The sequence below is a fragment of the Pseudomonas sp. S60 genome (assembly GCF_016647865.1).
In the GTDB taxonomy this organism is placed as follows: Bacteria; Pseudomonadota; Gammaproteobacteria; order Pseudomonadales; family Pseudomonadaceae; genus Aquipseudomonas; species Aquipseudomonas parafulva.
Window position 1 is genome coordinate 60,819 of the sequence record NZ_JACVVH010000009.1, and the last position, 24,653, is coordinate 85,471.

A 24,653-nucleotide genomic window follows, 5' to 3' on the forward strand; every position below is an offset into this window, starting at 1 on the left:
ACGGAGTTCTCTCGGCTAATGAGATCTCCGCGTGCGACACAGCGAGCGTTTCTGATGTAAATGGCGCACTGCTTAGGTCACGCTTTTGTAAACCGGTCGCGGTATTCTTTGGGCGTTACTGATAGAAACTTTTTAAAAGCAAGGCGCATATGGTCAGCGCTAGTAAAGCCGCTCATGAACGATACTGTTTTGATGGGCAGGCTTCCACCGCTTAGCAACCGCCTGGCATGATCAATTCTGGCTTGATCTAGGAACTGGGATGGGCACATGCCCACTTCTTTGCTGAATGTTCTGGTGAAATGTCTTGTGCTCATAGCCGAGCGCTCAGCCATAGAGGCTACGGACATTTTGCTATTGAGATTCTCAATTACCCAATTTTGGATTTCACGCATGCTTGTGTTCTGCGTTCTTTGTGAAACTAAATTTGCACTGAACTGTGATTGTCCACCAGGCCGCTTAAGGAAGATTACTAGATCCTGAGCAACTTCAAGTGCTAGCCGATGACCATGATCCTCCTCTACAAACGCTAACGCTAAATCAATCGATGCACTGACCCCTGCAGATGTCCAGAAGTTCGCGTCTCTGATATAGATGGAATCAATATCTAGCTTCACTTCCGGATATTTCTTCGCAAAAGCATCATTCATCCTCCAGTGTGTGGTGGCTCGTCGACCATTCAATAATCCTGTAGCTGCAAGGAAAAATGCGCCAGAACATAGTGCGGCGAAGCGTGGAGTGCTGGGTGCGGCTCGATGGATCCACTCGATAATTGATGGATTTTCGATTACTGCATTCTCGATGTAGTGAGCACCCACGACGAGAATTGAGTGGGCATCGGTAGACATTTCTAGGTCAATTGTCGCATCCAGGGTCATGATTGTATCTGATGGTACAGGGCCGATTTTGCTTGAACGGATAGCGACCCTGTAGCCCGGCGGATAGCCGTAAGACTCCAAAATCCTATTGGCATAGCTGAATACGGTCATTGGGCCGATTGCTTCAAAGGCTTTGAAACCTCGGTAGATAACCAGCTCAATTGACCTGGTCTGGTAGTCGTCTAAGAGCATTTCGTTTTTCTCCCATGTCCCAAATCGACGGCAGTTTGGCCGACATCGACGGAGCTTGTGGACTCAAGATAGTGGGGGAGGGCGTAAGCTGCGATCACAACCTCCCCGTAACCAAAGGTGATGACAATGATAAAATCACGAGCAGCTGTAGCATTTGGGCCCAAGCAGCCACTGGAAATTGTTGAGGTTGACGTCCAGCCTCCGAAAGCCGGTGAGGTGTTGATCCGTGTCGTAGCGACCGGGGTATGTCATACAGATGCGTACACGCTCTCCGGGCAAGATTCCGAAGGGGTCTTCCCTTGCATTCTTGGGCACGAAGGAGGCGGCATCGTCGAGGCTGTGGGCGAAGGCGTGAAAGGCTTGGCCGTGGGCGATCATGTAATTCCCCTTTACACGGCAGAGTGCGGGGAATGTAAGTTCTGCAAATCTGGTAAGACAAACCTCTGCCAAGCGGTACGTGCTACTCAAGGCAAAGGATTGATGCCAGATGGAACCACTCGATTCAGCTACAAAGGAGAGCCGATCTATCACTACATGGGCTGCTCGACATTTTCTGAATATACCGTTCTGCCCGAAATCAGCCTGGCCAAGATCCCGAAAGACGCGCCGCTCGAGAAGGTATGTTTGCTTGGTTGTGGAGTGACTACAGGTATCGGGGCCGTTCTCAACACTGCGAAAGTCGAGAAGGGCGCAACTGTCGCTATCTTCGGATTGGGCGGAATCGGGTTGGCTGCGGTAATCGGGGCCAAAATGGCAGGTGCTGGTCGTATCATTGCTGTGGATATCAACCCTGCAAAATTTGAAATTGCCCAAGAGCTTGGCGCAACTGACTTCATCAACCCCAAAGAATACGATCGCCCAATCCAAGACGTCATCGTTGAACTTACAGATGGCGGTGTTGACTACTCTTTTGAGTGCATCGGCAATGTTAATCTGATGCGCGCCGCTCTCGAGTGTTGCCATAAGGGTTGGGGCGAGTCGGTTATCATCGGTGTTGCGCCTTCTGGCGCTGAGATTTCGACCAGACCGTTCCAGCTCGTCACCGGTCGTGTATGGCGCGGTTCCGCCTTTGGGGGAGTAAAAGGAAGAACTGAGCTTCCCTCTTACGTCACCAGATCGCAAGCTGGCGACATCCCGCTCGATAAGTTTATTACCCACAATATGGGGCTTGAAAAAATCAATGAAGCATTCGATCTCATGCACGAAGGTAAAAGTATAAGAACAGTGATTCACTTCTAAACAGCAATTTACGAGGTAAGTATGAGCGTGTTTACACATGTGACCGTTGGCACTAACTCTCTTGATAAGGCTAGAGCTTTTTACGATGAGGTTCTGAGCGAGATTGGTCTCCAACGTCTGGCTGATCTCGGAGACAATGGGTCGATTTGGGGCGTTGATAATCCTTCGTTTTTTGTGCTTAAACCCGCGAATGGTCAGCCGGCGACTGTTGGCAACGGAGTGACTATAAGCTTCGAAGCTCCAAGTCGAGCGGCAATCGATGCCTTCCATGCTAGAGCTCTAGAGTTAGGTGGCAAGGATGAAGGCAAGCCAGGTGAGCGCGGTTGGGCTGAAAATGCTTATGCCGCTTACGTACGCGACCTAGACGGTAATAAACTGGCTGTGTACTCATTTAAGAAGCCTTAAAGATTTGGACGTAGCGAGTTTTACGGCCTCTTAGGAGGCCGTCTTTTTTTGCAAAAAATAAGGTGGCGCTATGCGCCACCTTATTTTAGCCAGCTATGTGTAACTACGATCACTTTCGATTACTGGATCTAGAAGAGCGCTTCGGAAGGCTTGAGCCCCTTCCTTGTGAGCTTCCTTCAGCTCGCGAAGCCATTTCCTGTACTGGATAGACACCTTGTCAGCTACTACTGAGACTTCGTCAGCAGGAGCATCCTTGGGCCATTGAGACTCAATCACTGGTTTGTCTTCGGCGAAGACCAGGTCATTAAAGGCAATGTGCAGATAATCAGAATCGTCAGCTTGCTCCCTCGCAAATAACAGGAAGTTCTTGGTCGTAGTATCGTCTATTGGGCACGAAACGTTAAACAGGACATGCAGTGATTTACTTGAGTATTTCGCTACTTCCAGGTTGATAGCGAATGGCATGCTGCAGGTATAGGAAAACGAGCCGATGGGCGCCTGGTTCGGGACGGCCATGTCCTCAGGTGTATCATAAATGAAGCGGAACTGACCGTTGAATCTGTCCATTGGGACGATTGGAGGCTCGGCATTATTTGGGTCAAACAGCGTGCCTGGATGAATAAAAGCGAAGTGTGAGAAGTCAGTGAAATTTTCCCAGCGGCGCTCCGCTGTTGCGTTCCACCAATAAGGTTCTTGGATAACGATTCGCAACCTGGGATCACTTGCAGCACTGAAATAAGGAATTTCAGTGCATGCGTAGCTTGAGTCTAATCTGACCCAAATCAGACCATAGCGCTCTTCACAATCGAATCGCTGCACTTTTGCTCGGTTTGGAATTGGGCTATTGGGACAAGCCGGCACCAGTTTGCAAGCGCCCTCGCTGTCGTACTGCCATCCATGATACGGGCATTGAAGGCGGTCGTTCGCAATTGTACCCAACGAGAGCTTCGCGGATCGATGCGCACACCGATCGTGCATAGCAACATACTCACCACCTAGCTTTGCCACTACCAACTGCTCACTGAGAAGCGTAACGGCCATTGGCCCAAGACTCGAGGGGTGAGCTTTCTCCAGTTCCGTTACGGTACAAACGGGATGCCAAAAGTGGCGGAGATATTCACGGTCATTATTAATGATTGCCTGTTCCATGTATGTAGCCTTTGTGGATGACGTTATTTTGTTAGCAGCTCCCCACGATCGGGTTGCCATGTCTCCTACTTCTACTCACAGAAAGGTTAAACACACTCTATTTATGTGTTGACACCATTCGTATGGCTGGTACGTCAGATCTAAGATCTGGTACACCAGAAAAGGTAGAGCATTTTTTGGAATGCTGTCAACTCCCAGCAGTGCTGGCGGGGAGAATGCTTCTTGATAAGCAGGTCTGAATTAGAGCTTTAACTAAGTAATTTGCCTCGACTAGTAGCAATCTGGAGCTCATTAAAAGGTAGGGCAAGGAAACATTGAGACGTTTACGTTGCACCAATGCGTTACGTTTAGTACGAAGCGTGCACATTTTTCGGGCATTCATAGCCTCTTATTAAAAAGCATTGTGGAATATAAAGTACCAAAGCCATCCTTTTTAATGACTTTTCTGTAGGTGTAATTGATCAAATAGCGCCGTAAGTAACGACGCTAAGTATCAAAATTCAAATTTTATTCGCTAATGCAGGGAATTGTGTTCCCCTGAGTAACAGACTTAAGATGTATACAATTTTAGATGTATAGCTAACGAATCTTGACTAAAGCGTTTGGCGTAATTTTTGCTCTCAGCTGAACCTGACTCGTAGGTCAGGTGATGAGGAGCTCGTCGAGTGAAATCAACAAAAAAATGTTTGGGAATTTTGGCTGCGACCGTGTTGACACCCTCAGCTTACGCTGGAGATATGCTGCTTTGGCATCAAGAGAGCGTCAGCTATCAGTATGGGAAGGATTTCAAGGTAGATCCGAGGCGAATGCAAATCATAACATTCGAGCATACCAGTGGCTGGGCGTGGGGGGACTTCTTCTTCTTCATTGATAATTACTGGTATCCCGGCTCACAAACTGACTATGACGGTCATCACGGAATTTATTCTGAATACTCTCCCCGGTTCTCTCTATCCAAAATGACGGGCAACTCATTTAGTTGGGGTATTGTGAAGGATGTCTTAATTGCGACGACGATTGAATGGGATAATAATCGAAGCAAAGGTCGCGATGATCAAGTTAACTATCTTATAGGGCCAGGCTTCGACTTATCTATCCCTGGGTTTGATTATTTCATGCTGAACTTCTACTACCGGAAGCCGGAAGGCGGGGAGGGGATGGGTGGTTGGCAGGTCACACCCGTTTGGTCGTATACGATACCTGTAGGAAGAAGCGATATTTTAGTCGATGGTTATATCGACTGGGTGATAGGTGATAAGTACGGGCTAAAGCACAACTTTCACTTCAATCCTCAAGTCAAATACGATATCGGGAAGTTGCTGTGGGGGGCGCTGAAGAAGCTCTATGTCGGAGTGGAGTATGACTACTGGTCTAACAAGTATGGGATAGAGAACACGGCGCAGTATAAAACTGACCAGAGCGTCACCAGCGCAATGATCAAGTATCACTTTTAATGTGCTTATGCGGGGGCGTAGCCCCCGCATTAGATCTGAAGTGCAAACTTAAGATTTACGTCAGGCGAGCGCGCGGCGTCGAACTTATACCCTTTGATCACTAGGTTATAATGGGATGCCAGTAGTTCTTTAGCCGCAACAGCATCTTTACGCTCTAAACAGCCAACAAGCTCGGCATGCTCATTACGCAGTTTGCAGTAGTCAAAACCTACACGGTATAGAGCATTGATCAATGCTTCCCGCCGGCGCAGCTGCGCATGAATCTGATCGATTGTGTTATTACCCAGAAAGGAAATCAGCAACGAGTGAAATCCTCGGCCTAGCTTGTCTCCTTCATCAGCAAGCCCGCATTGGTGCGCGGTGTGCTCTTTATGCGTATGGACACGCAGCTCGTCGAGCTGCTGACTTGTAATGCATTGGATGAGCTGATCGATGACACCACTCTCTAGCACAAGCAGCATTTGATAAAGCTCAAAGGCATCATCGAAGGTTGGGCACCAAACGCTGGTCGAGCGCTTAGGCGAAATTTCGACAAGCTTGTCCTGGGATAGGCGGATCAACGCTTGGCGCACAACGGTGCGGCTTACGTTAAAAAGCTCAGCGATCTCACGCTCGTTCAGCTTTGTCCCTGGGGGCAGTCGGCGGTGATAAATGGCGTCTGAAATAGCGGCGACAATTGTCTGGGTCAGCATGATCTACCTTAGCCCTCTCGTTCGTTGGGCGTGCACGGGTTGCGAACATAGCACCAAAATGTAACACGACACCAACTGTGTCACCGTTTGAAACACGCGCCGTACACAAAAATTGAACGCATTGTATACAGATTCGTGAGTTATTCTGACCCTTAGGTCAGAAAAATGCATTATTAAACAATAGGATAACAGAGTAAGCACACCTCCGATGGATCGATCTGGCACGGAATCTGCTCTGTTTTTGGCTCAACCACGTACCTGCAAGCGGATACAAAAAAACTATCCGTCGTAAAAAACCGGCTAAACTGGTATACCAGATAGGCGATCTGGGAAGCCTGACAGGTTTTTTGGCACACAAAAATAACATTGGCAATCGCTAGCCCTGAGGACTCCACACGTGAACCAACAACTCAAGCCTCTCTTGGACGACAAAACCTACCTCCGTCACTTCTGGCATCCCGTATGCACCCTGAACGAGTTCGAGCGTGCTAACCCTAGCGGGCATGGCCCTATGGGCGTTACCTTGCTAGGAGAACGGTTGGTGATCGCCAGGCTGAACTCGAATATTGTTGCTGCGGCTGACCGATGTGCACATAGATCGGCCCAGCTATCTATAGGGCGAGTCTGTAGCCATGCTGGGACAGATTATTTGGAGTGCCCTTATCACGGCTGGCGTTATGATCAAGAGGGCGCTTGTAAGCTCATTCCTGCTTGCCCAGATAAGAGTATTTCTCCTCGTGCCAAAATATCTTCCTACGATTGTGAAGTAAGATACGGCATTGTCTGGGTTCGACTAGACAATAGCTTTGACTGTACTCAGATTCCCTATCTGAGTGACTACGAAAACCCTGATATGCAAGTGATAGTTGCAGATTCGTACATTTGGAATACTGTTGCTGAGCGACGTTGGGAGAACTTTACTGACTTTTCCCATTTTGCGTTTGTTCATCCAGGTACTCTGTACGATCCATTTTTCGCTAGTCATCCTACGGTATATGTAAACCGAGTTGGTGGGGAAATGCAGTTCAATCTCGCGCCACCGCGAGAAATGAAAGGTATACCCCCTGAAGCGCCTATGGGGGATTTCACCTACCGCTGCACCATGCCTTATTCCGTAAACCTCGAAATCAAATTGTGGAAAGATGACTCGCGTTTCATCTTGTGGACTACCGCCAGCCCGGTTGATGCCACAACCTGCCGCAATTTCATGATCATAGTTCGCGAGAAAGACAATCAGCCAGATCACATGCACCTGGCTTTCCAGAAGCGGGTGCTGGATGAGGATCAGCCGGTAATTGAGTCTCAATGGCCTCTGGAGATTCAAACGTCTGAGGTCTCTGTGGCTACTGATAAGGTTTCTATCCAGTTCCGCAAATGGCATAAGGAATTGTCTGTTGCTGCAGTTGAAGGGCGTGAAGCGTTTCGCAGCTCGGTTTTGACAACGGTTATTGAAGAAGAGCAGTAATACAAAGTATTACGTGTCGCGCCGATGGTGCGACACTTTCCTCGTGCATAGGCAGAAGCCAGAACGCGAGACATTATAATTATTAGCTTGGGTGATGCTCATGCAATCTCTTGCCCTGCGGAAAAAAACAAACGTTTATAAGGTCATGTTCATGGGGTGGCAACATGTGCTTGTGATGTATGCAGGTGCTGTCGCTGTACCGCTGATTTTGGGCGCGGCACTTAAGTTGCCTAAAGACCAAGTGGCCTTCTTGATTAATGCTGATCTATTCGCGTGCGGTATTGCAACGCTGATTCAGTGCATCGGGTTCGGGAATGTTGGCATCCGACTACCTGTAATGATGGGTGTTACCTTTACAGCTATCGGGCCCTTGGTTGCAATTGGTACCGATCCCCAGGCAGGTCTGCTGCAAATCTTTGGGGCGACCATAGCTGCCGGTCTATTTGGGTTCCTGGTAGCACCCTTTATTGGAAAATTAATCCGATTTTTTCCACCTGTTGTGACAGGAACGGAGATCTTAGCTGTAGGTTTGTCGCTGATGGTGGTAGCGGCCAGTTGGTCTGCGGGTGGATATGGGAATCCAGATTTCGGAAATCCTTTATATTTGTCGATAGCTGCTGCAGTCTTAGTAGCAATTTTAATCATTGTTAGATTCGCTAGAGGGTTCTTATCCAACATTTCGATTCTGCTTGGTATGATGTTCGGCTTTCTTTTGGCCTTAAGTGCTGGACAGATCGATTTTAGCGACGTAAGTCGGGCTCCATGGTTCGGGATCGTTGTGCCTTTTCACTTCGGTGTCCCGCAGTTTAGCCTGTGGCCTATTGTTGCAATGTGCATCGTTATGTTGGTCACATTTATCGAATCTACCGGCATGTTCCTGGCGCTAGGAGAGGTCGTCGATAAGCCGGTAGGGGAAAAGGAACTCGTTAGGGGCTTCAGAGCAGATGGTGTTGGTACAATGCTGGGGGGTGTATTTAATACATTTCCCTATACCTCATATGCTCAGAACATTGGCTTAATCAGTATAACTGGCGTGAAAAGCAGGTGGGTGTGTGCCCTGGCTGGATTCTTTTTAGTGCTTCTGGCGCTGTTTCCTAAGGTTGCGATGATAATTGCGTCCATTCCGCCGTACGTGCTCGGGGGTGCAGGTTTAGTAATGTTTGGCATGGTAGCTGCGAGCGGTATAAAGGTTCTTTCGCGGGTTAGCTTCGCTGATAATAAAAACCTATATGTTGTAGCAATCAGTGTGGCGATAGGAATGATTCCTGTGGTTTCGCCCCAGTTCTTTGCCAAGCTGCCTAAAGATATGGCTCCAATTCTTGAAAGCCCAGTGCTCCTGACAGCCATCTGCGCTGTTGTTTTGAATGTCTTCTTCAATGGTTTCGGTAGTGCGGAGGAGACAAAGAACTCACTGTTAACTGCTGCGAAAGAAGCTGAAGTCTGATTTCACACCAACCCTAAGAGAGAAGAATAATGAAAAAGATGTTCTTGCTTGGCTGTGCAGGTCGTGGGGTTCAACCTTCGTCCATTCATAAGCCTGTATCTGACAAAGAGCTTCCCATCATGGAGCAGTTCCGGCTCCAGAAGGAGTCGGGGCTCTGGGACTTCGTAGATCGGATTCCAGTGGGTACTTCTGAATTAGACGAGTATATTAAAGCAAGCCAGACTTACTCGCTGCCAGTCTATAGCGGGAGCTGGACGTATACCTTGGGTGCAGATGAACAACGAATCCGCGAGAATATTGATCAGACGATCGCAGTTGGAGCGAAATATCATAATTTGATGGTCTGGGCGAAACACGCCGATGGGCATTATATTACTGATGAAGAGGTTGCGATCTCTTATCTGAATGCGTATGAATACGCTGAAAAAAGAGGAGTAATTATTACTTTTGAGAATCATGTCGATATGTGGTCGGAAGACCCGCGGCGAGTTGCAAAAGTTGCGGATATGGTCGAACGTCATGGAATACCATTCAATATCTGTATGGATTATAGCCATTGCATTTTTAAGGTTGAGAATGAGGTGGAGATCGCCGTTGCCCAGTTACGCGGTGATCAGGAAGGCACCCGTAGACTTGATCCATTTAATGACGACAGCTACGCGGACGAATGGCTTGCTCGTAATACTGTGCATTGGGCCCAAGTGCGGCCAGCAGCGCCCAATGGGCCACGTAACTGGTGGGCAGGTGAAACTGGCCCATGGGATGGCCTAGGCTATGATCGACCAGGTCGCTCAATCCAATACCCGTTCAGCAATCCAAAATCAGGCGAATGGCACACAGATTTTTGGCACGCTCATAAACTTGCTCCAACCAAAGAGTTGATTCGGAAAGTCATAGATAGCTATATTGCCGAGGAAAACTCTAGTCTCCGTTTGATGACTATCGACAATATTAACCTTGCGGCTTACGGCACTGGCTGGAAGTACGATATGTATGCTGACAGCTGCTTGGTCGCTCAGTTTGTTCGAGAGCTCTATGCGGAGCGCATGGCTATCCACCTTGCCAAAAACGAACAGGGTAACGATTTCGTAAACCAATATCGGAATCAGGTTTGATCACCCCCTTGTATTTTGCCAAGGGCCAAGTCATCACTGTTTAGTCTACTTGCTCGGGAATTGTAGAGATCCTGGATCTCGTTTCCAGTCAATTCTCGAGCTATAACCTGGTATACCAGATGAGCAATGTGAAAAACCAAAGGTGCCAAAATGTCTTCCGATGAAGTAATCTTTAATGATTGGCATCCAGTCGCTGCTTTGGATGATGTGGCTCTGGAAAAGCGCTACCGTTGCCGATTGCTCGGGCGAACTGTCAGCTACGTAAAAAGCGTTGAGGGTGTGAACGCCTTATGGGAGCAAAGTGCAGAATCCGTGTCCCGCATCCACGCCAGGGAAATTTATGGAGTTCTCTGGTTGTCATTTGCCGAGCAGCCCACGGAAATGTTTGACATTCCGGAATTCAACGAGGCGGATCGCCGTATTGTCAGTGCGGGTTCTGTACGTGTCAATGTGTCCGGTCTGCGTGCCATCGAGAATTTTCTGGATATGGCGCACTTCCCATTTGTGCATACCGATATTCTGGGAGCTGAGCCGTTGACCGAGGTTGAACCTTACAAGGTTCACCACGATGAAGAGAGAGATGAGATATTCGCGACAGAATGTCGATTTCCTCAGCCCAAGGGTTCTGCTACAGCGGTAGAGCCTATTGATATGCAGTACATTTACAGAGTTACTCGGCCATATTCAGCAATTCTTTATAAAACTTGTCCCCCACAGCCGGATCGTTGGGATGCTTTGGGGCTCTTTATCCAGCCTGTCGATGAAGATTGGTGCATAGCTCACACCATCATGTGTTACGTCGATGAGGTTAACTCGGATCAGCAGCTTCGACATTTCCAACAAACGATCTTTGGCCAAGACCTGATGATCCTGATTAACCAGGTACCCAAGCGTCTCCCTTTGGCTGCTAGTCGGGAAAGTCCAGTTCGCGCTGACGTTTTAGCGACCGCTTATCGTCGATGGATGCGTGAGAAAGGCGTGCAGTACGGAACCCTGCGGGACTGAATAACAAGAATCAATAAAGAGGTAAGCGCCGTGAATAAAATTGACTTGAACCAGTGGTTCCCCATCGCTACTCCTGAAGATCTACCCATGCGTCACGTGTATCATGCGACGCTCATGGGACAAGAGATGGCGGTTTGGCGAGACGACAACGGAAATATCAACGTTTGGGAAAACCGTTGTCCTCACCGGGGCCTTCGACTGACTTTGGGAGCAAATACTGGCACCGAAGTCCGCTGCCAGTATCACGGTTGGACTTATGAAACTGGCACAGGTGGGTGTACATTTGTTCCAGCTCATCGAGATGCCACTGAGCCAAGCAAAGCTCGTGTGAATACATTTCCTGCGCGCGAGAAGCATGGGCTGGTTTGGACGTCATTAGGCCAGCCTGAGGGAGAGCCAATCTCCATCCTCGATGATGCGCAATTGGTCAATGCTGTAAAAACTAATCTTCACACTACCGTTATTGGCACCGACAGTGATTATCTGATCAGTGTCTTGCGAGCTAACTTGTCAGCATTCGTTGATGTTTTTGGTGTGACTGATGTCGATGATTTGCATCTCAAAACCATGCATCACGACCGAGCGATAATCGTCACGAAGGTTGGCGCGCTTGCAATCCACCTCTATCTGCAACGGGCAACCGTCACCAAGACTCTCGTTCATGCTCAAGCATTAACACCAGGTCGTTCAGGTTATGAGCTCCAGAAGAGTTTCGCATTCGCTATGAGCGCGATCCGTCGACTATCAGAGGCGGCGACTTCGGATTTGATTCACATCAATGATATTAGTGATCAGACTGTCGACAACGTTGAGTTAGTGACAGAAAATCTTACTAAAGCACCACCTGCCGAATATATTTGCGAAGTTGTAACCCGATCGCAGGAAACGAGTGACATCTGCTCGTATTGGCTCAAGCCTATTGGGCATCCGTTACCCACGTTCACTGCTGGTATGCACATCAGCATCACCACGCCTGAAGGATGTATCCGGCAGTACTCATTGGTGAATGCACCTTGGGAGCAAGAATCTTTCATCATTGGCATTAAAAAAGAACTACAGTCGCGTGGTGGTTCGAAGTCGATGCATGAACAGGTAAAGGTCGGTACCCAGTTGAAAGTAACGCTGCCTCGTAATGGCTTCCCTTTCGTAGAGACGGGTAAGCGTCCTATCCTTGTGGCGGGCGGCATTGGTATTACTCCAATCCTCTGTATGGCTCAAGCGCTCGATGAGCAAGGTACGCCATTTGAGATCCATTATTTCGCCCGAGGTGAAGAGTACGTACCTTTCCTGGAACGACTGAACGCATTGGGCGAGAATTTGAACCTGCACTTTGGTCTTGGGCCTGAGGAGACCAAAGAAAAACTTGCTGATATCATGTGGGAGCATGAGCCTCAAAGCATTGATATCTACACTTGTGGCCCGCAACCTATGATAGAAACTGTGTCGTCGGTGGCAATTGCCCATGGCGTAAGTGAAGAATCAATTAGATTCGAGTTCTTCAGTAAGAAGAATGACGCTCCTGTTTCAGACGAAGAGTACGAAGTTGAATTGAGTAAGTCTGGTCAAAGTTTCATTGTGCCTGCTGGCTCGACGCTGCTACAGGCGTGCTTGGAAAATAACGTGCAGATTGAGGCTTCTTGCGAGCAGGGTGTCTGCGGCACCTGCATAACTGCGGTTCTTTCTGGCGATCTCGAACACCACGATACCTATCTTTCCAAAAAAGAAAGGGAAAGTGGCAAGTGGATAATGCCGTGTGTTTCGCGCTGCAAATCCAAGAAAATTGTTCTCGACCTGTGAGGCCTCAATCGTGATCACACTCTATGACTATGAGCTTTCCGGAAACTGCTACAAGGTGAGACTTTTTTTGTCGATCCTCAAGCTGGAGTACAAGATTGAACCGGTGGAATTTTATCCTTCCCGTGAGCATAAGTCGGAGAAATTTCTCAAAATTAATCCACTTGGCCAACTTCCCGCGCTTACTGACGGTGATTTAGTCCTGCGTGATGCCCAAGCTATCTTGGTTTATTTAGCTACTCAATATGACAAGACTGGATACTGGTACCCGATCGCGCGCCCTGATCTCATGGCCGAAGTGCAAATGTGGATCGCCTTTGCTGACAGTCTAACCAGCACTATTTCAGCAGCTCGACTTCATGATCTTTTTTTCTTCGAGTTCGATGTTCAGTCCTGTCGCGATCGCGCTCATCAACTGCTCAAAATTTTAGATGAACATCTCTGGTTCCGCGATCTGAAGGGGCTACAGTACATCTGCAGTTCGTTGCATCCGACGATTGCCGATATCGCATGCTTCCCTTATATCGTATTGGCTGATGAGGGGGGGGTATCACTTGAGGACTACCCGGCGATCCGTCGCTGGGTAGATCGTGTCAAGCGTCTTCCAGGGTTCACTGTTATGTCAGGTGTCTTCCCCACCTCGTCAGCATCCGAAAGCTCAGAGAAGCCAGTCAGCGCTTAGCCTAAAGGGTGTTTGAGAATTCTACTCAGACACCCGACTTTACTCTGTAACTACTAATAGGACTACGATGATGAGCATTACCAAGATTTCGTCACAAAGAAGTTTTGATGGTTCGTATAACCGGTTCAAGCATCAATCCCAAGTGCTTGGTTGCGAAATGACCTTCGGTATTTACCTACCCCCCAATATGGAATCGAGGCCAAGCGTTCCGGTGCTTTATTGGCTTTCCGGCCTGACGTGCACTGACGAGAATTTCATGCAAAAAGCTGGCGCACATCGACTGGCGGCTGAGTTGGGCATGGCTATTGTTGCACCGGATACCAGTCCTCGGGGAGAGCATGTACCCGATGATGTAGATAAGTCTTGGGATTTTGGGCATGGTGCCGGTTTTTACATCAATGCTACTGAAGAGCCTTGGGCAAAAAACTATCAGATGCATGACTATATTGTAGAGGAGCTACCTGCGCTTATCGAAGCCAATTTCCTTGTGTCAGATAAGCGGGGCATCAGCGGACATTCCATGGGCGGTCACGGCGCTCTGATTTGCGCGCTGCGAAATCCTGGTCGTTATCTTTCGGTTTCCGCATTTTCGCCCATAACCAATCCTGTTAAAACGCCCTGGGGGCATAAGGCTTTCAGTCAGATGTTGGGTGACAATATCCAGAAGTGGCGGGAGTGGGATACCTGCGAATTGATGTCAAATGCTCAAGAACGGTTGCCTTTGTTGATAGATCAGGGAGCTGAGGACGAGTTTTTGCATAGCCAGCTCAAACCCGGGTCGTTATCTTCTATAGCGTCGCGTTCTGGGCATGTGGCTAATATTCGTATCCATCATGGCTATGATCATAGTTATTATTTCGTCGCGTCGTTTATTGAGGATCATCTGCGCCATCACGCCAGCGCGTTGGTCGAAGGCTAAATATTAAAGTTCATAATTAATCTCTATATGGAACCTTGCAGCACGGAGGGGTCATGAATAGTGTTGAGTATCAAATATTTTCGGGGGAAGCCTTTAGGAATCTCAGGAGTTCCTCTTTATTGCAGGGTAAGAAATTGCTGGGTAGTGGAAGCTTCAGTCTCGTTTTTGAGGGTAGTGAAGCAGACACCGTATTCCATCTTTCCATAGACAATGCAGGACATGATTTTTCGGTTAAAGCGAAGCAGCACTCAGTAGATGGAGTGGCCAGAATACATAGGGATTTCGGTGCTGTTGCGCTGTATCAAGATGACGCTTTGTATCCTGACTACCTTTGGCTGGCTGAGTTGGAACTATTGCATCCGCTTTCGAGTTCCCCTGCAGCCTTTCGTGAAGTTCAAGATCTACTGCGTATTCTCACTGGCGTTACAGAAGGGGTGATTTACTCTACCTTTAGCGAGAAATGTAAGTTGCTAGCGAGACTCAACCATGTTCCGATTTATCCTCGGACGATGCGATGCACCCAGGCGTTGAGAAAGCTTTTATTTAAGTATGTAACGACAACTTCTTGTGATATTGATATTCGGATATCTAATTTTATGATCCGACCATACACTGGAGAGGTGGTTTTAAATGGCCCCGTAAATTGGCTGTGTGATATCTCACCGGAGCGCCAAGCTCGGTTAGCCCATTCGGAAATTATCCTTGACGGCACTCTTGCTCCGCAGGAATCAGCTCAGATCCTTCCATTTCAGCGTGTCGGGCAAGCCTAAGCCTGAACTTCAAATATAAGAGTGCGCTATGATGTGAGATTGATACGTAGCGCCATCGAGTGTGAGGATATTGCCTTGCGAATTGGTATCCCGAAAGAAACCCTGGCGGGCGAAACGCGCGTTTCTGCAACTGTTGATACGATAAAAAAATATTTGCTCCAGGGGCATCAGGTAATTGTTGAGTCAGGAGCTGGGCTATGTGCTGCAATTCCAGATTCAGCGTACAAGGAATGCGGGGCATCGATAGGCACTATGAGCGATGCATACGGCTGTGAAGTCATACTAAAAGTACATCCGCCAACGGATGAGGAGCAGAGTTTTATAAGTGAGGGAAGCTTACTTGTGGGTATGCTCAATCCTTTCGATGACCTCATGATAGGAAAAATGGCAGTACGCGGCATCACCGCCTTCGCCCTGGAAGCCGCGCCGCGCACCTCGCGGGCGCAGAGCCTTGACGTATTGTCGTCGCAGGCCAACATCGCCGGCTACAAGGCTGTGTTGCTGGCCGCCCATCACTACCCACGCTTCATTCCCATGCTGATGACCGCCGCCGGTACCGTTAAGGCCGCGCGCGTGTTGATCCTGGGTGCAGGCGTTGCCGGCCTGCAGGCGATTGCCACGGCCAAGCGCCTGGGCGCGGTGATCGAGGCGTCCGATGTACGCCCGGCGGTGAAGGAGCAGATCGAGTCGCTCGGCGCCAAGTTCATCGATGTGCCGTACGAGACCGATGAAGAGCGTGAATGCGCCCAAGGCGTAGGCGGCTATGCTCGGCCAATGCCGGCCAGCTGGATGCAGCGCCAGGCCCAAGCCATACATGAGCGGGCCAAACAGGCCGATATCGTCATTACCACCGCTCTGATCCCCGGGCGCAAGGCGCCGACCCTGCTCAGCGCAGAAACCGTGGCACAGATGAAGCCCGGCTCGGTGGTTATCGACCTCGCCGCAGCCCAGGGCGGCAACTGCCCGCTGACGGTCGCCGACCAGGTGGTGCAGGCAAACGGCGTGACCATCGTCGGCCCGACCAACCTGCCGGCCCAGCTGGGCGCCGATGCCTCGGCGCTGTATGCACGCAACCTGTTGGACTTCATGAAGCTGCTGTTCGACAAGGACGGCGCACTGGTCATCAACCTCGAAGACGACATCGTCGCGGCCTGCCTGATGTGCCGCGACGGACAGGTCGTCCGCAAGAACGGCTAAGGAGCACGACAATGGAAGACATGCTGATTTCGCACGGCATCTACAACCTGATCATCTTCGTGCTGGCCATCTATGTGGGTTACCACGTGGTGTGGAATGTCACCCCGGCACTGCACACGCCGCTGATGGCGGTCACCAACGCCATTTCGGCGATCGTCATCGTCGGCGCCATGCTGGCTGCGGCCCTGACCGTGACCACTGCGGGCAAGCTGATGGGCACCCTGGCGGTGGCCCTGGCAGCGGTCAACGTGTTCGGCGGCTTCCTAGTCACACGCCGCATGCTTGAGATGTTCAAAAAGAAAACCAAGAGCGAGGCGCAATAATTAGCATGAGCATGAATCTGGTAACGCTCCTCTACCTCGTCGCCTCGATGTGTTTCATCCAGGCACTCAAAGGCCTGTCGCACCCGACCACTTCGCGGCGCGGCAACCTGTTCGGCATGATCGGCATGGGGCTGGCGATCCTCACAACGATCGGCCTCATCTATAAGCTTGGTACCGAGCTAGCTACCGACGGCATCGGCTACGTGATCGTCGGCCTGCTGGTCGGCGGTACCGCCGGTTCGATGATGGCCAAGCACGTCGAGATGACCAAGATGCCGGAACTGGTCGCCTTCATGCACAGCATGATCGGCCTGGCCGCGGTGTTCATTGCCATCGCCGCCGTACTGGAGCCGCAGTCGATGGGCATCGTCACCGCTATCAGCGATCCGATCCCCACTGGTAATCGCCTTGAGCTGTTCCTTGGCGCGGCGATCGGTGCCATCACCTTCTCCGGTTCCGTGATCGCCTTCGGCAAACTGTCGGGCAAGTACAAGTTCCGCCTGTTCCAAGGCGCACCGGTACAGTTCGCCGGCCAGCACAAGCTGAACCTGATCTTGGGCCTGACCACCATTGCCCTGGGCCTGCTGTTCACCTTCACCGGCCACTACAGCGCTTTCGCCCTAATGCTGGCCTTGGCCTTCGTCATGGGCGTGCTGATCATCATCCCAATTGGCGGCGCTGACATGCCGGTGGTGGTGTCGATGCTTAACAGCTACTCGGGCTGGGCCGCAGCCGGTATCGGCTTCTCGCTGAACAACTCGATGCTGATCATCGCCGGCTCGCTGGTGGGTTCGTCGGGTGCGATCCTCTCGTACATCATGTGCAAGGCCATGAACCGGTCGTTCTTCAACGTCATCCTCGGCGGTTTCGGCGGCGATACCGGTGCCGGCGCGGCGCAAGGCTCGCAAGAGAAGCGCCCGGTGAAGTCCGGATCGGCAGATGACGCGACCTTCCTGCTGAGCAACGCAGACAGCGTGATCATAGTCCCGGGCTACGGCCTGGCAGTAGCTCGCGCCCAGCATGCGCTGAAGGAGTTGACCGAGAAGCTGACTCACAACGGTGTGACCGTTAAGTACGCGATCCACCCGGTGGCGGGGCGTATGCCCGGGCACATGAACGTGCTGCTGGCCGAGGCCGAAGTACCGTACGACCAGGTGTTCGAGATGGAAGACATCAACGCCGAATTCGGCCAGGCCGACGTGGTGCTGGTGCTGGGCGCCAACGACGTGGTCAACCCGGCGGCGAAGAACGATCCGAAATCGCCGATCGCCGGCATGCCGATCCTCGAGGCGTTCAAGGCCAAGACCATCATCGTCAATAAACGCTCGATGGCCAGCGGTTATGCCGGTCTGGACAACGAGTTGTTCCACCTGGACAAGACCATGATGGTGTTCGGTGATGCGAAGAAAGTTATCGAAGACATGGTGAAAGCGGTAGCTTGACTGAAATTGACTATCAAGGGCGCTGGCTAGCGCCCATGATTAGTTTTGTTGCGCAGTCATATTTTGCCAGTGATGCGGATTGGTTTTAGAGCGCTTAGTGCTCTAGCAGAGATAATAAATAGAACAGTGTCTAAGCTGGTAACACTTGACGTAGTGAGGTACTAGTATGTCATCCACTGGCTATCGAGAATTTACGCATTCCGAACCTATGCAGTCCGTCGGTTTTCTCTTGCTTGATAATTTTACTCTGATATCTCTTGCGTCTGCTGTTGAGCCTCTGCGTATGGCGAATCAACTATCTGGTAGGGAATTGTATCGTTGGAGTACCCTTAGTGCCGATGGTGGACAAGTATGGGCCAGTGATGGACTTCAAATTACTCCAGACACTGGCGTTAGCAATGCACCGATGATGGATACGGTGATAGTATGCGGGGGAGTTGGGATACAGCGTACTGTTACGAGAGATCATATCATGTGGCTCCGTTCGCAAACTCGCAGATCCCAGCGTATCGGTGCGGTATGCACGGGTAGCTGGGCTCTAGCGTGTGCAGGGTTGCTGGATGGTTTTGATTGCAGCGTGCATTGGGAATGCTTAGCTGGTATGCAAGAAGCTTTTCCTCATGTTAATTTGAGTACCAAACTTTTTACCCTGGATCGAAATAGAATAACCTGCTCTGGTGGTACTGCACCTCTAGATATGATGTTGCACTTAATAACCCGAGATCATGGTCGTGAGCTTTCCGCTGCGATTTCCGAGATGTTCGTCTATGAGCGGATTCGGAATGAACATGATCATCAACGTGTTCCATTGAAGCATATACTTGGTGCTAATCAGCCTAAGCTGCAAGAAATAGTTGCGTTGATGGAGTCTAATACAGAGGAGCTAATTGATTTAGATGAGTTAGCTGAATATGTATCAGTGTCTCGCCGTCAGCTGGAGCGGATTTTTCAGAAATACTTGGGTTGCTCTCCATCTCGTTACTATCTAAGACTACGATTGATTCGTGCTCGTCAATTGTTGAGGCAAACAAATATATCAATAGTTGAGGTTGCTTCGGTTGTCGGTTTTGTCTCTACACCACACTTTACAAAGTGTTATCGTGAGTGCTTCGGTTATCCTCCACGAAACGAGCGCGTCATCTCTGATAATAAGCGTGTGGGGAAGGTGATAGTGGGTGTGTCTTCCCGGAGAGACGTATATTTGAAGTTAGGTGAAGGTGGCGGTGAGTCAACGCTTGGTAGTGTAAAGTAATAAGCTGAGATATTCGTTGCGTTGATAGGTGTGCTTGCTTCAATATATGCAGGAAATTCAAGGAGCAAAATGAATAACGACTGCTAGAATTGATTTTGCAACTCAGCTTCTCATTGACGCAGGCATTGCTAACGGGATGCGTGTATTAGATACCGGCTGCGATTCGGGTGACGTCGCCTTTCTCCTGAGTGGCATAGTTGGGATGACTGGTGAAGTCGTAGGGATCGACCATGATAAGGATGCGCTTGGTAGGGCGCGCAATCGCTCAAATATTGACCACCTGCGGATTCCCACAATCTTCGAATATGAGCTTCTCGACATGCCCGAATCGCTTGGGTCGTTCGAAGCCGGGTGACATGGCATACTCGGCAAAATGTCGATAGAAACGCTGCTAAACACCAATGGCATCGGCAACTATCAGATTGCCCTTGGCAACGGTGCTCGCGTAGTAACGGTACGCCGTGAGAGGATAGCCGTCGAGAACGCACTCGTTCAATATTCGCAACCATTTGCTGTCCCAGCGCCAAAGCCTCTTGCTCATCACTTTGAAGCTATGTTCCAGTGGACACGAAGATCTATTTGTACGGAGATTACTCGGCGGTTCGAAGCGTACAGGCAAAGAGGGGAGGCGGGTTGCCACCTCCCTCGGTCATTAATGGTTTGCAGCGACTCCAGATGCGAGCGGTGCGTCCCATTCACCGCCTAAGGCCTTAAACAAGGTCACCTGATTTTCGAATTTTTGCAGGCGCAGTGCGATCAGGCTTTGTTGAGCGGTGTACAGCGTTCGCTGTGTGTCGAGCACATCTAGATAGCGCGATATTCCGGTGTCGTAGCGCTGCTGAACCAGGGTAAAGGCGTTTTCTGCTGCTTGAAGTCGAACGGTCTGGGTTTCCAGGCGATCATCAATATTGGCGCGGATAGCTAACGCGTCTTTAACCTCTCTGAACGCTACCTGAATCGTTTTTTGATACTGCGCAACAGCCAACTCTCTATTAGTTTCTGCGACCTTCAGGGAGGCGTCGAGTGCACCTCCGGTGAATATCGGCACGTTGATTTGGGGCATGAACGACCACGATCGGTTGGAGCCCGAGAATAAAGTGCCTAAGGAATCGCTAGCTCTCCCCACGCCAGCTGTAAGGCTGATGCTTGGGAAGTAGGCAGCTCTAGCTGCTCCGATATTCGCATTCGCACCTTTGAGGGAGTGCTCCGCTGCGATTATGTCAGGACGATGCTGCAATAGATCCGATGGTAAGCCCTCATTTATGACGCTGCCCGCCATTATTGATTCTATGTTAGTTGTTGGTAATAGGGATGCCGGCAGAGGATGGCCTAGCAACTGTTCCAGCATGTTCTCATCGGCAGAAATAGCAGTGTGCCAAGCGAGCTCGTCGTCGCGTGCGGTTTCGAGCTCTGCCAGGGCTTGGTGTGTTTCCAGCTGTGAGGAGGAGCCAGTCTGTTCGAGATCCGTTTGAAGTTGGTATCCATCCTGACGACTGCGTACGGTTTCTTGGGCTACCTGCAATTGCTCTAGATCTGCCGCAAGGCGGAGGTACGTATGAATGACCTCTGAGGTTAACGCGAGCTCCGCGCTTCGACGAGCGGCGACAGTTGACAAGTAATCCTGGATAGCCCGGTTTTCAAGACTGCGAATTTTTCCGAAGAAGTCCAGCTCCCATGACGTAATCCCGACCCCGAGTTGGTATACGCGGCTAGTTTCTGCCTCGCCGGTGCTCGAAACAGATGCTGGGGTTCGGCCTGTCGTGCCATTGAAGCCAGCTCCCATCGTAGGTACTAATTCAGAGCGTTGAATGCGGTATTGAGCTCTTGCTCGTTCTACATTTAAAGCGGCAATCACCAGATCTTGGTTGTTGTCGAGCGCAATTTTAACGACGCGGCGAAGCTTCTGATCAGTTATCAAGTCTCTCCACTGAGTTACGGTTGCCATGGATTTTTGGTTTGGCTTATTAAGAGCTCGTTCAATATTCCAGCTGTCACTGATCTTCGCGGATGGCTTTTCGTAATTCGGTGCAAGGGTTCCGTTACAACCGCCCACTATCAAGCTTGAGACCACCAAGCCCAATCGGCAAATCGTATTAACGTTGCTCATTTAGCGTGCTCCTCATCCCGACTAGCCACTCGTTTTTTGTTTTTACTGAAGGCCGTGGAGACGACGACATAAAACAATGGAATGAAGAAAATCGCGAGGAACGTAGCAGTTAACATGCCGCCGATCACACCGGTACCAATAGCATGCTTACTACCTGCGCTTGCTCCGTGCGAGATTGCAAGCGGGATGACGCCCATTGTGAACGCCAACGATGTCATGACTATCGGGCGCAAACGTAGGCGTGATGCTTCGATCGCTGCCTCGCGGATGCTACGACCGCCTTTCTCGTAGAGCTCCTTGGCAAATTCAACGATAAGAATTGCGTTCTTCGCGCAAAGGCCAACTGTAGTGAGGAGCCCGATTTGGAAAAAGGCATCATTTTCGAGTCCTCGAGCTAGCGTGGCAAGCACTGTCCCAATTACGCCTAGTGGTATGACAAGCATCACAGCAAACGGTACTGACCAGCTTTCATACAGTGCTGCCAGACACAAGAATACAGCGATAACCGAGAGTACATAGAGAGCGACAGACTGAGAGCCTGATAGGCGCTCTTCGTATGACAAACCTGTCCATTCGATACTGAAGCTCTTAGGGAGCGTCGCTGCTACTTCTTCGATAGCTTTCATCGCCTCACCTGAGCTGTAACCAGGGGCAGGTTGGCCCATCATTTCGATAGCGGGTGCCCCATTGTACCTTTCAAGCTTAGGTGATCCATAAGTCCAGTAGCCTTTCGCAAAAGAGGCAAACGAGACCATCTCCCCGGCCTTGTTTCGAACGTACCATTTGGCAAAGTCGTCAGGAGTGATTCGTGACGTCGGTACCCCCTGAACATATACGCGTTTAACGCGTTCACGGTCGATGAAATCGTTGACGTAGGACGAACCCCACGCGGCACTCATGGTGGTGTTTACATCCGCGAGCGTAACTCCGAAAGCCCTGGCTTTTTGGTCGTCAATGGTTATCTGATACTGAGGCTCATCTCCTTTACCATTTGGCCTTACTAGTGCGAGTTCAGGCCGCTTTGAGGCCGCCTCCAATAGCGTTGCCCTGGCCTTCATCAAATGTTCATGGCCTTGCCCGCTGAAGTCTTGCAGAAAGAAGTTGAAACCGGTTGCATTGCCCAGCTCCATGATCGCGGGAGGCATGAATGCTAATGCAACGGCTGATTTCATTTGACTAAAGCGAGCCATTGAGCGCGCCTGGAGTTCGGCTGCGGTGGTTTTTCGTTGATCCCAAGGCTTGAGCATGACAAACGCCATACCTGAGTTTTGCCCACGCCCAGCGAAATTCCAGCCATTTACGGCAAACACTGAATCAACAGTTTCGCCTTCTTCATTCAGAAGATAAGATGTTACCTCCTTCAGCGCGGCGTCTGTCTGATCTGCCGTACTGTTTGCTGGTAGCTCTACCTGAGCCAAGATGAAACCTTGGTCTTCATCCGGCAAAAACGAGGTAGGCAGTAGCGGGAACAGCAAGCCTAGGCCGGCAACGATTAGGATGAATGCGCTTAGTGACCGTTTTGGGCTTTTAAGGACACCAGAAATACCGCGCTCGTACTTGTTGGCACTCTCTTCGAACATCCGGTTGAACCAATCGAAGAACCCTTTTTTCTCGTGATGTCCATGAGCAGGTTTCAATAGAGTTGCGCAAAGTGTCGGCGTGAATATCAACGCAACGAATACGGATAGGGCCATTGCAGTGACGATAGTGAGGGAGAACTGTCGGTAAATCACCCCAGTTGATCCGCCAAAGAACGCCATCGGAATAAATACTGCTGACAATACTAATCCGATGCCCACCAATGCCCCTGAAATCTGCTCCATCGATTTGCGGGTAGCTTCTAATGGTGAAAGGCCTTCTTCCTCCATAATGCGCTCTACGTTCTCAACAACCACAATTGCGTCGTCGACTAGTAGGCCAATCGCTAATACCAGACCAAACATGGTCAAGATGTTAATCGTGAACCCAAATGCTGCCATGACACCAAATGTGCCAAGAAGTACGACAGGCACTGCCAGTGTAGGAATTATCGTGGCGCGAATATTTTGAAGGAAGAGATACATGATCAAAAATACGAGCACGATCGCTTCAATCAAGGTATGCACGACACCCTTGATAGATTCGCTGACAACGGGAGCTGTATCATAGGGGTAGACGACTTTAACGCCGGCAGGGAGCGTAGGTGCGATCCGATCTAGGGTTTTTTTGACAGCAGCTACGGCGTCGAGCGTGTTACCCCCAGCTGCTAGTCTAAGGGCAATGCCTGCAGTAGGTTTGCCATTCGACATGGCGCTAATGGAGAAGTCATCAGCACCCAGGGCCACTTCGCCGACGTCTGCTAATGTTACCTGCGAGCCATCTGCATTCACCTTCAAAAGAATTTGTTTGAATTCTTCGGGAGTGCGCAGCAAGGATTTTCCAATGACCGTGGCGTTCAGCTGTACTTTACCCGCTAGTGGGCGGCTACCCAGTTGGCCTGAGGAAATTTGAACGTTTTGCTCTTGAATAGCCGCAATCACGTCGCCAGGCATCAAGTTATAGTTGTTGAGCTTAATAGGGTCGAGCCAAACGCGCATTGCGTTCTGAGCGCCCAGCACCATGAAGTCCCCAACCCCGGGCGTACGAGTCAGAGGATCTTGGAGTTGAGATACTACCAGATCACCAAGCGCGTAATTATCAAGGCGACCATCCTCGGACACCAAGGCTGCTACCATCATGAAGTTAAGCTTATACTTAACTACGCGCAAACCGATTTGCTGTACTGATGTTGGTAGCATCGGTGTAGCTAGCGCGAGCTTATTCTGTACTTGTACTTGAGCGGTATCCGGATTCACATTTTGCTCAAATGTGATTACGATAGTCGCGCTGCCGTCCGTGTTGCTCTCCGAACGGATGTAGCGCAGCCCATCTAAGCCATTTAATTGCTGTTCAATGACTTGGGTAACAGTATCCTGAACGGTTTGTGCAGATGCTCCAGGGTAACTGGCAATAATCCCGATGGCAGGAGGGGCTACATCAGGATATTGATTGACGGGAAGCTTAAGAAGCGATAGCCCGCCGGCTAACATTACTACGATTGCAATGACCCAGGCGAAAACTGGGCGATCAATAAAAAACTTTGACATGTAGTCC

20 protein-coding genes and 1 pseudogene are annotated in these 24,653 nt (G+C 50.1%); 16 read left to right on the plus strand and 5 right to left on the minus strand.

Annotation, left to right across the window (positions count from 1 at the left end; genetic code table 11):
• Nucleotides 1-77: 77 nt before the first annotated feature.
• Complete coding sequence (locus IAE33_RS06740; protein WP_201162889.1) at nt 78-1,067, minus strand: GlxA family transcriptional regulator; 990 nt, start codon at nt 1,065-1,067, stop codon at nt 78-80.
• A 126-nt stretch (nt 1,068-1,193) separates the two neighbouring features.
• On the opposite strand from IAE33_RS06740, the gene IAE33_RS06745 reads away from it, so the two are divergent.
• Together IAE33_RS06745 and IAE33_RS06750 are read left to right on the plus strand one after the other, a co-directional pair.
• Nucleotides 1,194-2,306 (plus strand): S-(hydroxymethyl)glutathione dehydrogenase/class III alcohol dehydrogenase, encoded by a 1,113-nt coding sequence (locus tag IAE33_RS06745; RefSeq protein ID WP_201162890.1) that lies wholly within the window; start codon nt 1,194-1,196, stop codon nt 2,304-2,306.
• Nucleotides 2,307-2,327: 21 nt separating this feature from the next.
• Nucleotides 2,328-2,711, plus strand: a complete 384-nt coding sequence (locus tag IAE33_RS06750; RefSeq protein WP_201162891.1) for a VOC family protein — start codon at nt 2,328-2,330, stop codon at nt 2,709-2,711.
• 93 nt (nt 2,712-2,804) lie between these two features.
• Here the strand turns inward: IAE33_RS06750 and IAE33_RS06755 are convergent, their stop codons facing one another.
• Nucleotides 2,805-3,860, minus strand: coding sequence for an aromatic ring-hydroxylating oxygenase subunit alpha (locus IAE33_RS06755; RefSeq protein ID WP_201162892.1), 1,056 nt, complete (start codon nt 3,858-3,860; stop codon nt 2,805-2,807).
• Between the two features lie 665 nt (nt 3,861-4,525).
• Here IAE33_RS06755 and IAE33_RS06760 point away from each other — a divergent pair.
• Nucleotides 4,526-5,314 (plus strand): outer membrane protein OmpK, encoded by a 789-nt coding sequence (locus IAE33_RS06760; protein WP_328804816.1) that lies wholly within the window; start codon nt 4,526-4,528, stop codon nt 5,312-5,314.
• 29 nt (nt 5,315-5,343) lie between these two features.
• Here the strand turns inward: IAE33_RS06760 and IAE33_RS06765 are convergent, their stop codons facing one another.
• Entirely contained in the window at nt 5,344-6,006 is a 663-nt protein-coding gene (locus IAE33_RS06765; RefSeq protein WP_201162893.1) for a GntR family transcriptional regulator, read from the minus strand.
• A gap of 397 nt (nt 6,007-6,403) precedes the next feature.
• On the opposite strand from IAE33_RS06765, the gene IAE33_RS06770 reads away from it, so the two are divergent.
• The 13 genes and pseudogenes from IAE33_RS06770 to IAE33_RS24895 all read left to right on the plus strand — a co-directional run bounded on the left by IAE33_RS06770 (nt 6,404) and on the right by IAE33_RS24895 (nt 19,769).
• On the plus strand, nt 6,404-7,471 hold the full coding sequence (locus IAE33_RS06770; RefSeq protein WP_201162894.1) for a Rieske 2Fe-2S domain-containing protein: 1,068 nt from the start codon (nt 6,404-6,406) through the stop codon (nt 7,469-7,471).
• Between the two features lie 100 nt (nt 7,472-7,571).
• Complete coding sequence (locus tag IAE33_RS06775; protein ID WP_201162895.1) at nt 7,572-8,915, plus strand: nucleobase:cation symporter-2 family protein; 1,344 nt, start codon at nt 7,572-7,574, stop codon at nt 8,913-8,915.
• Between the two features lie 29 nt (nt 8,916-8,944).
• A complete protein-coding gene (locus IAE33_RS06780) occupies nt 8,945-10,030 on the plus strand; it encodes a sugar phosphate isomerase/epimerase family protein (RefSeq protein ID WP_117182408.1) in 1,086 nt (361 codons plus the stop codon).
• A gap of 150 nt (nt 10,031-10,180) precedes the next feature.
• Entirely contained in the window at nt 10,181-11,035 is an 855-nt protein-coding gene (locus IAE33_RS06785) for an aromatic ring-hydroxylating oxygenase subunit alpha (RefSeq protein WP_201162896.1), read from the plus strand.
• Between the two features lie 30 nt (nt 11,036-11,065).
• On the plus strand, nt 11,066-12,832 hold the full coding sequence (locus tag IAE33_RS06790; protein WP_201162897.1) for a Rieske 2Fe-2S domain-containing protein: 1,767 nt from the start codon (nt 11,066-11,068) through the stop codon (nt 12,830-12,832).
• Nucleotides 12,833-12,842: 10 nt separating this feature from the next.
• A complete protein-coding gene (locus IAE33_RS06795) occupies nt 12,843-13,511 on the plus strand; it encodes a glutathione S-transferase family protein (protein WP_201162898.1) in 669 nt (222 codons plus the stop codon).
• A gap of 70 nt (nt 13,512-13,581) precedes the next feature.
• On the plus strand, nt 13,582-14,430 hold the full coding sequence (fghA, locus tag IAE33_RS06800) for an S-formylglutathione hydrolase (protein ID WP_201162899.1): 849 nt from the start codon (nt 13,582-13,584) through the stop codon (nt 14,428-14,430).
• 53 nt (nt 14,431-14,483) lie between these two features.
• A complete protein-coding gene (locus IAE33_RS06805; RefSeq protein WP_201162900.1) occupies nt 14,484-15,200 on the plus strand; it encodes a hypothetical protein in 717 nt (238 codons plus the stop codon).
• Between the two features lie 75 nt (nt 15,201-15,275).
• Nucleotides 15,276-16,397, plus strand: coding sequence for a Re/Si-specific NAD(P)(+) transhydrogenase subunit alpha (locus IAE33_RS06810; protein WP_201162901.1), 1,122 nt, complete (start codon nt 15,276-15,278; stop codon nt 16,395-16,397).
• A gap of 11 nt (nt 16,398-16,408) precedes the next feature.
• Nucleotides 16,409-16,720 (plus strand): NAD(P) transhydrogenase subunit alpha, encoded by a 312-nt coding sequence (locus IAE33_RS06815; protein ID WP_117139633.1) that lies wholly within the window; start codon nt 16,409-16,411, stop codon nt 16,718-16,720.
• Nucleotides 16,721-16,725: 5 nt separating this feature from the next.
• Nucleotides 16,726-18,162 (plus strand): NAD(P)(+) transhydrogenase (Re/Si-specific) subunit beta, encoded by a 1,437-nt coding sequence (locus IAE33_RS06820; RefSeq protein ID WP_117139632.1) that lies wholly within the window; start codon nt 16,726-16,728, stop codon nt 18,160-18,162.
• A 166-nt stretch (nt 18,163-18,328) separates the two neighbouring features.
• Nucleotides 18,329-19,297: pseudogene (locus IAE33_RS06825) on the plus strand (GlxA family transcriptional regulator); the annotation flags it as partial.
• 205 nt (nt 19,298-19,502) lie between these two features.
• Complete coding sequence (locus tag IAE33_RS24895; protein ID WP_442967353.1) at nt 19,503-19,769, plus strand: methyltransferase domain-containing protein; 267 nt, start codon at nt 19,503-19,505, stop codon at nt 19,767-19,769.
• A 297-nt stretch (nt 19,770-20,066) separates the two neighbouring features.
• Here the strand turns inward: IAE33_RS24895 and IAE33_RS06835 are convergent, their stop codons facing one another.
• Nucleotides 20,067-21,521, minus strand: coding sequence for an efflux transporter outer membrane subunit (locus IAE33_RS06835; protein WP_201162904.1), 1,455 nt, complete (start codon nt 21,519-21,521; stop codon nt 20,067-20,069).
• Nucleotides 21,518-24,646 carry an efflux RND transporter permease subunit gene (locus IAE33_RS06840; RefSeq protein ID WP_201162905.1) on the minus strand — a complete coding sequence of 1,043 codons (3,129 nt, stop codon included), beginning with the start codon at nt 24,644-24,646 and terminating at the stop codon, nt 21,518-21,520. Before IAE33_RS06840 ends, IAE33_RS06835 begins: the two co-directional genes overlap by 4 nt.
• Between the last annotated feature and the right edge of the window lie 7 nt (nt 24,647-24,653).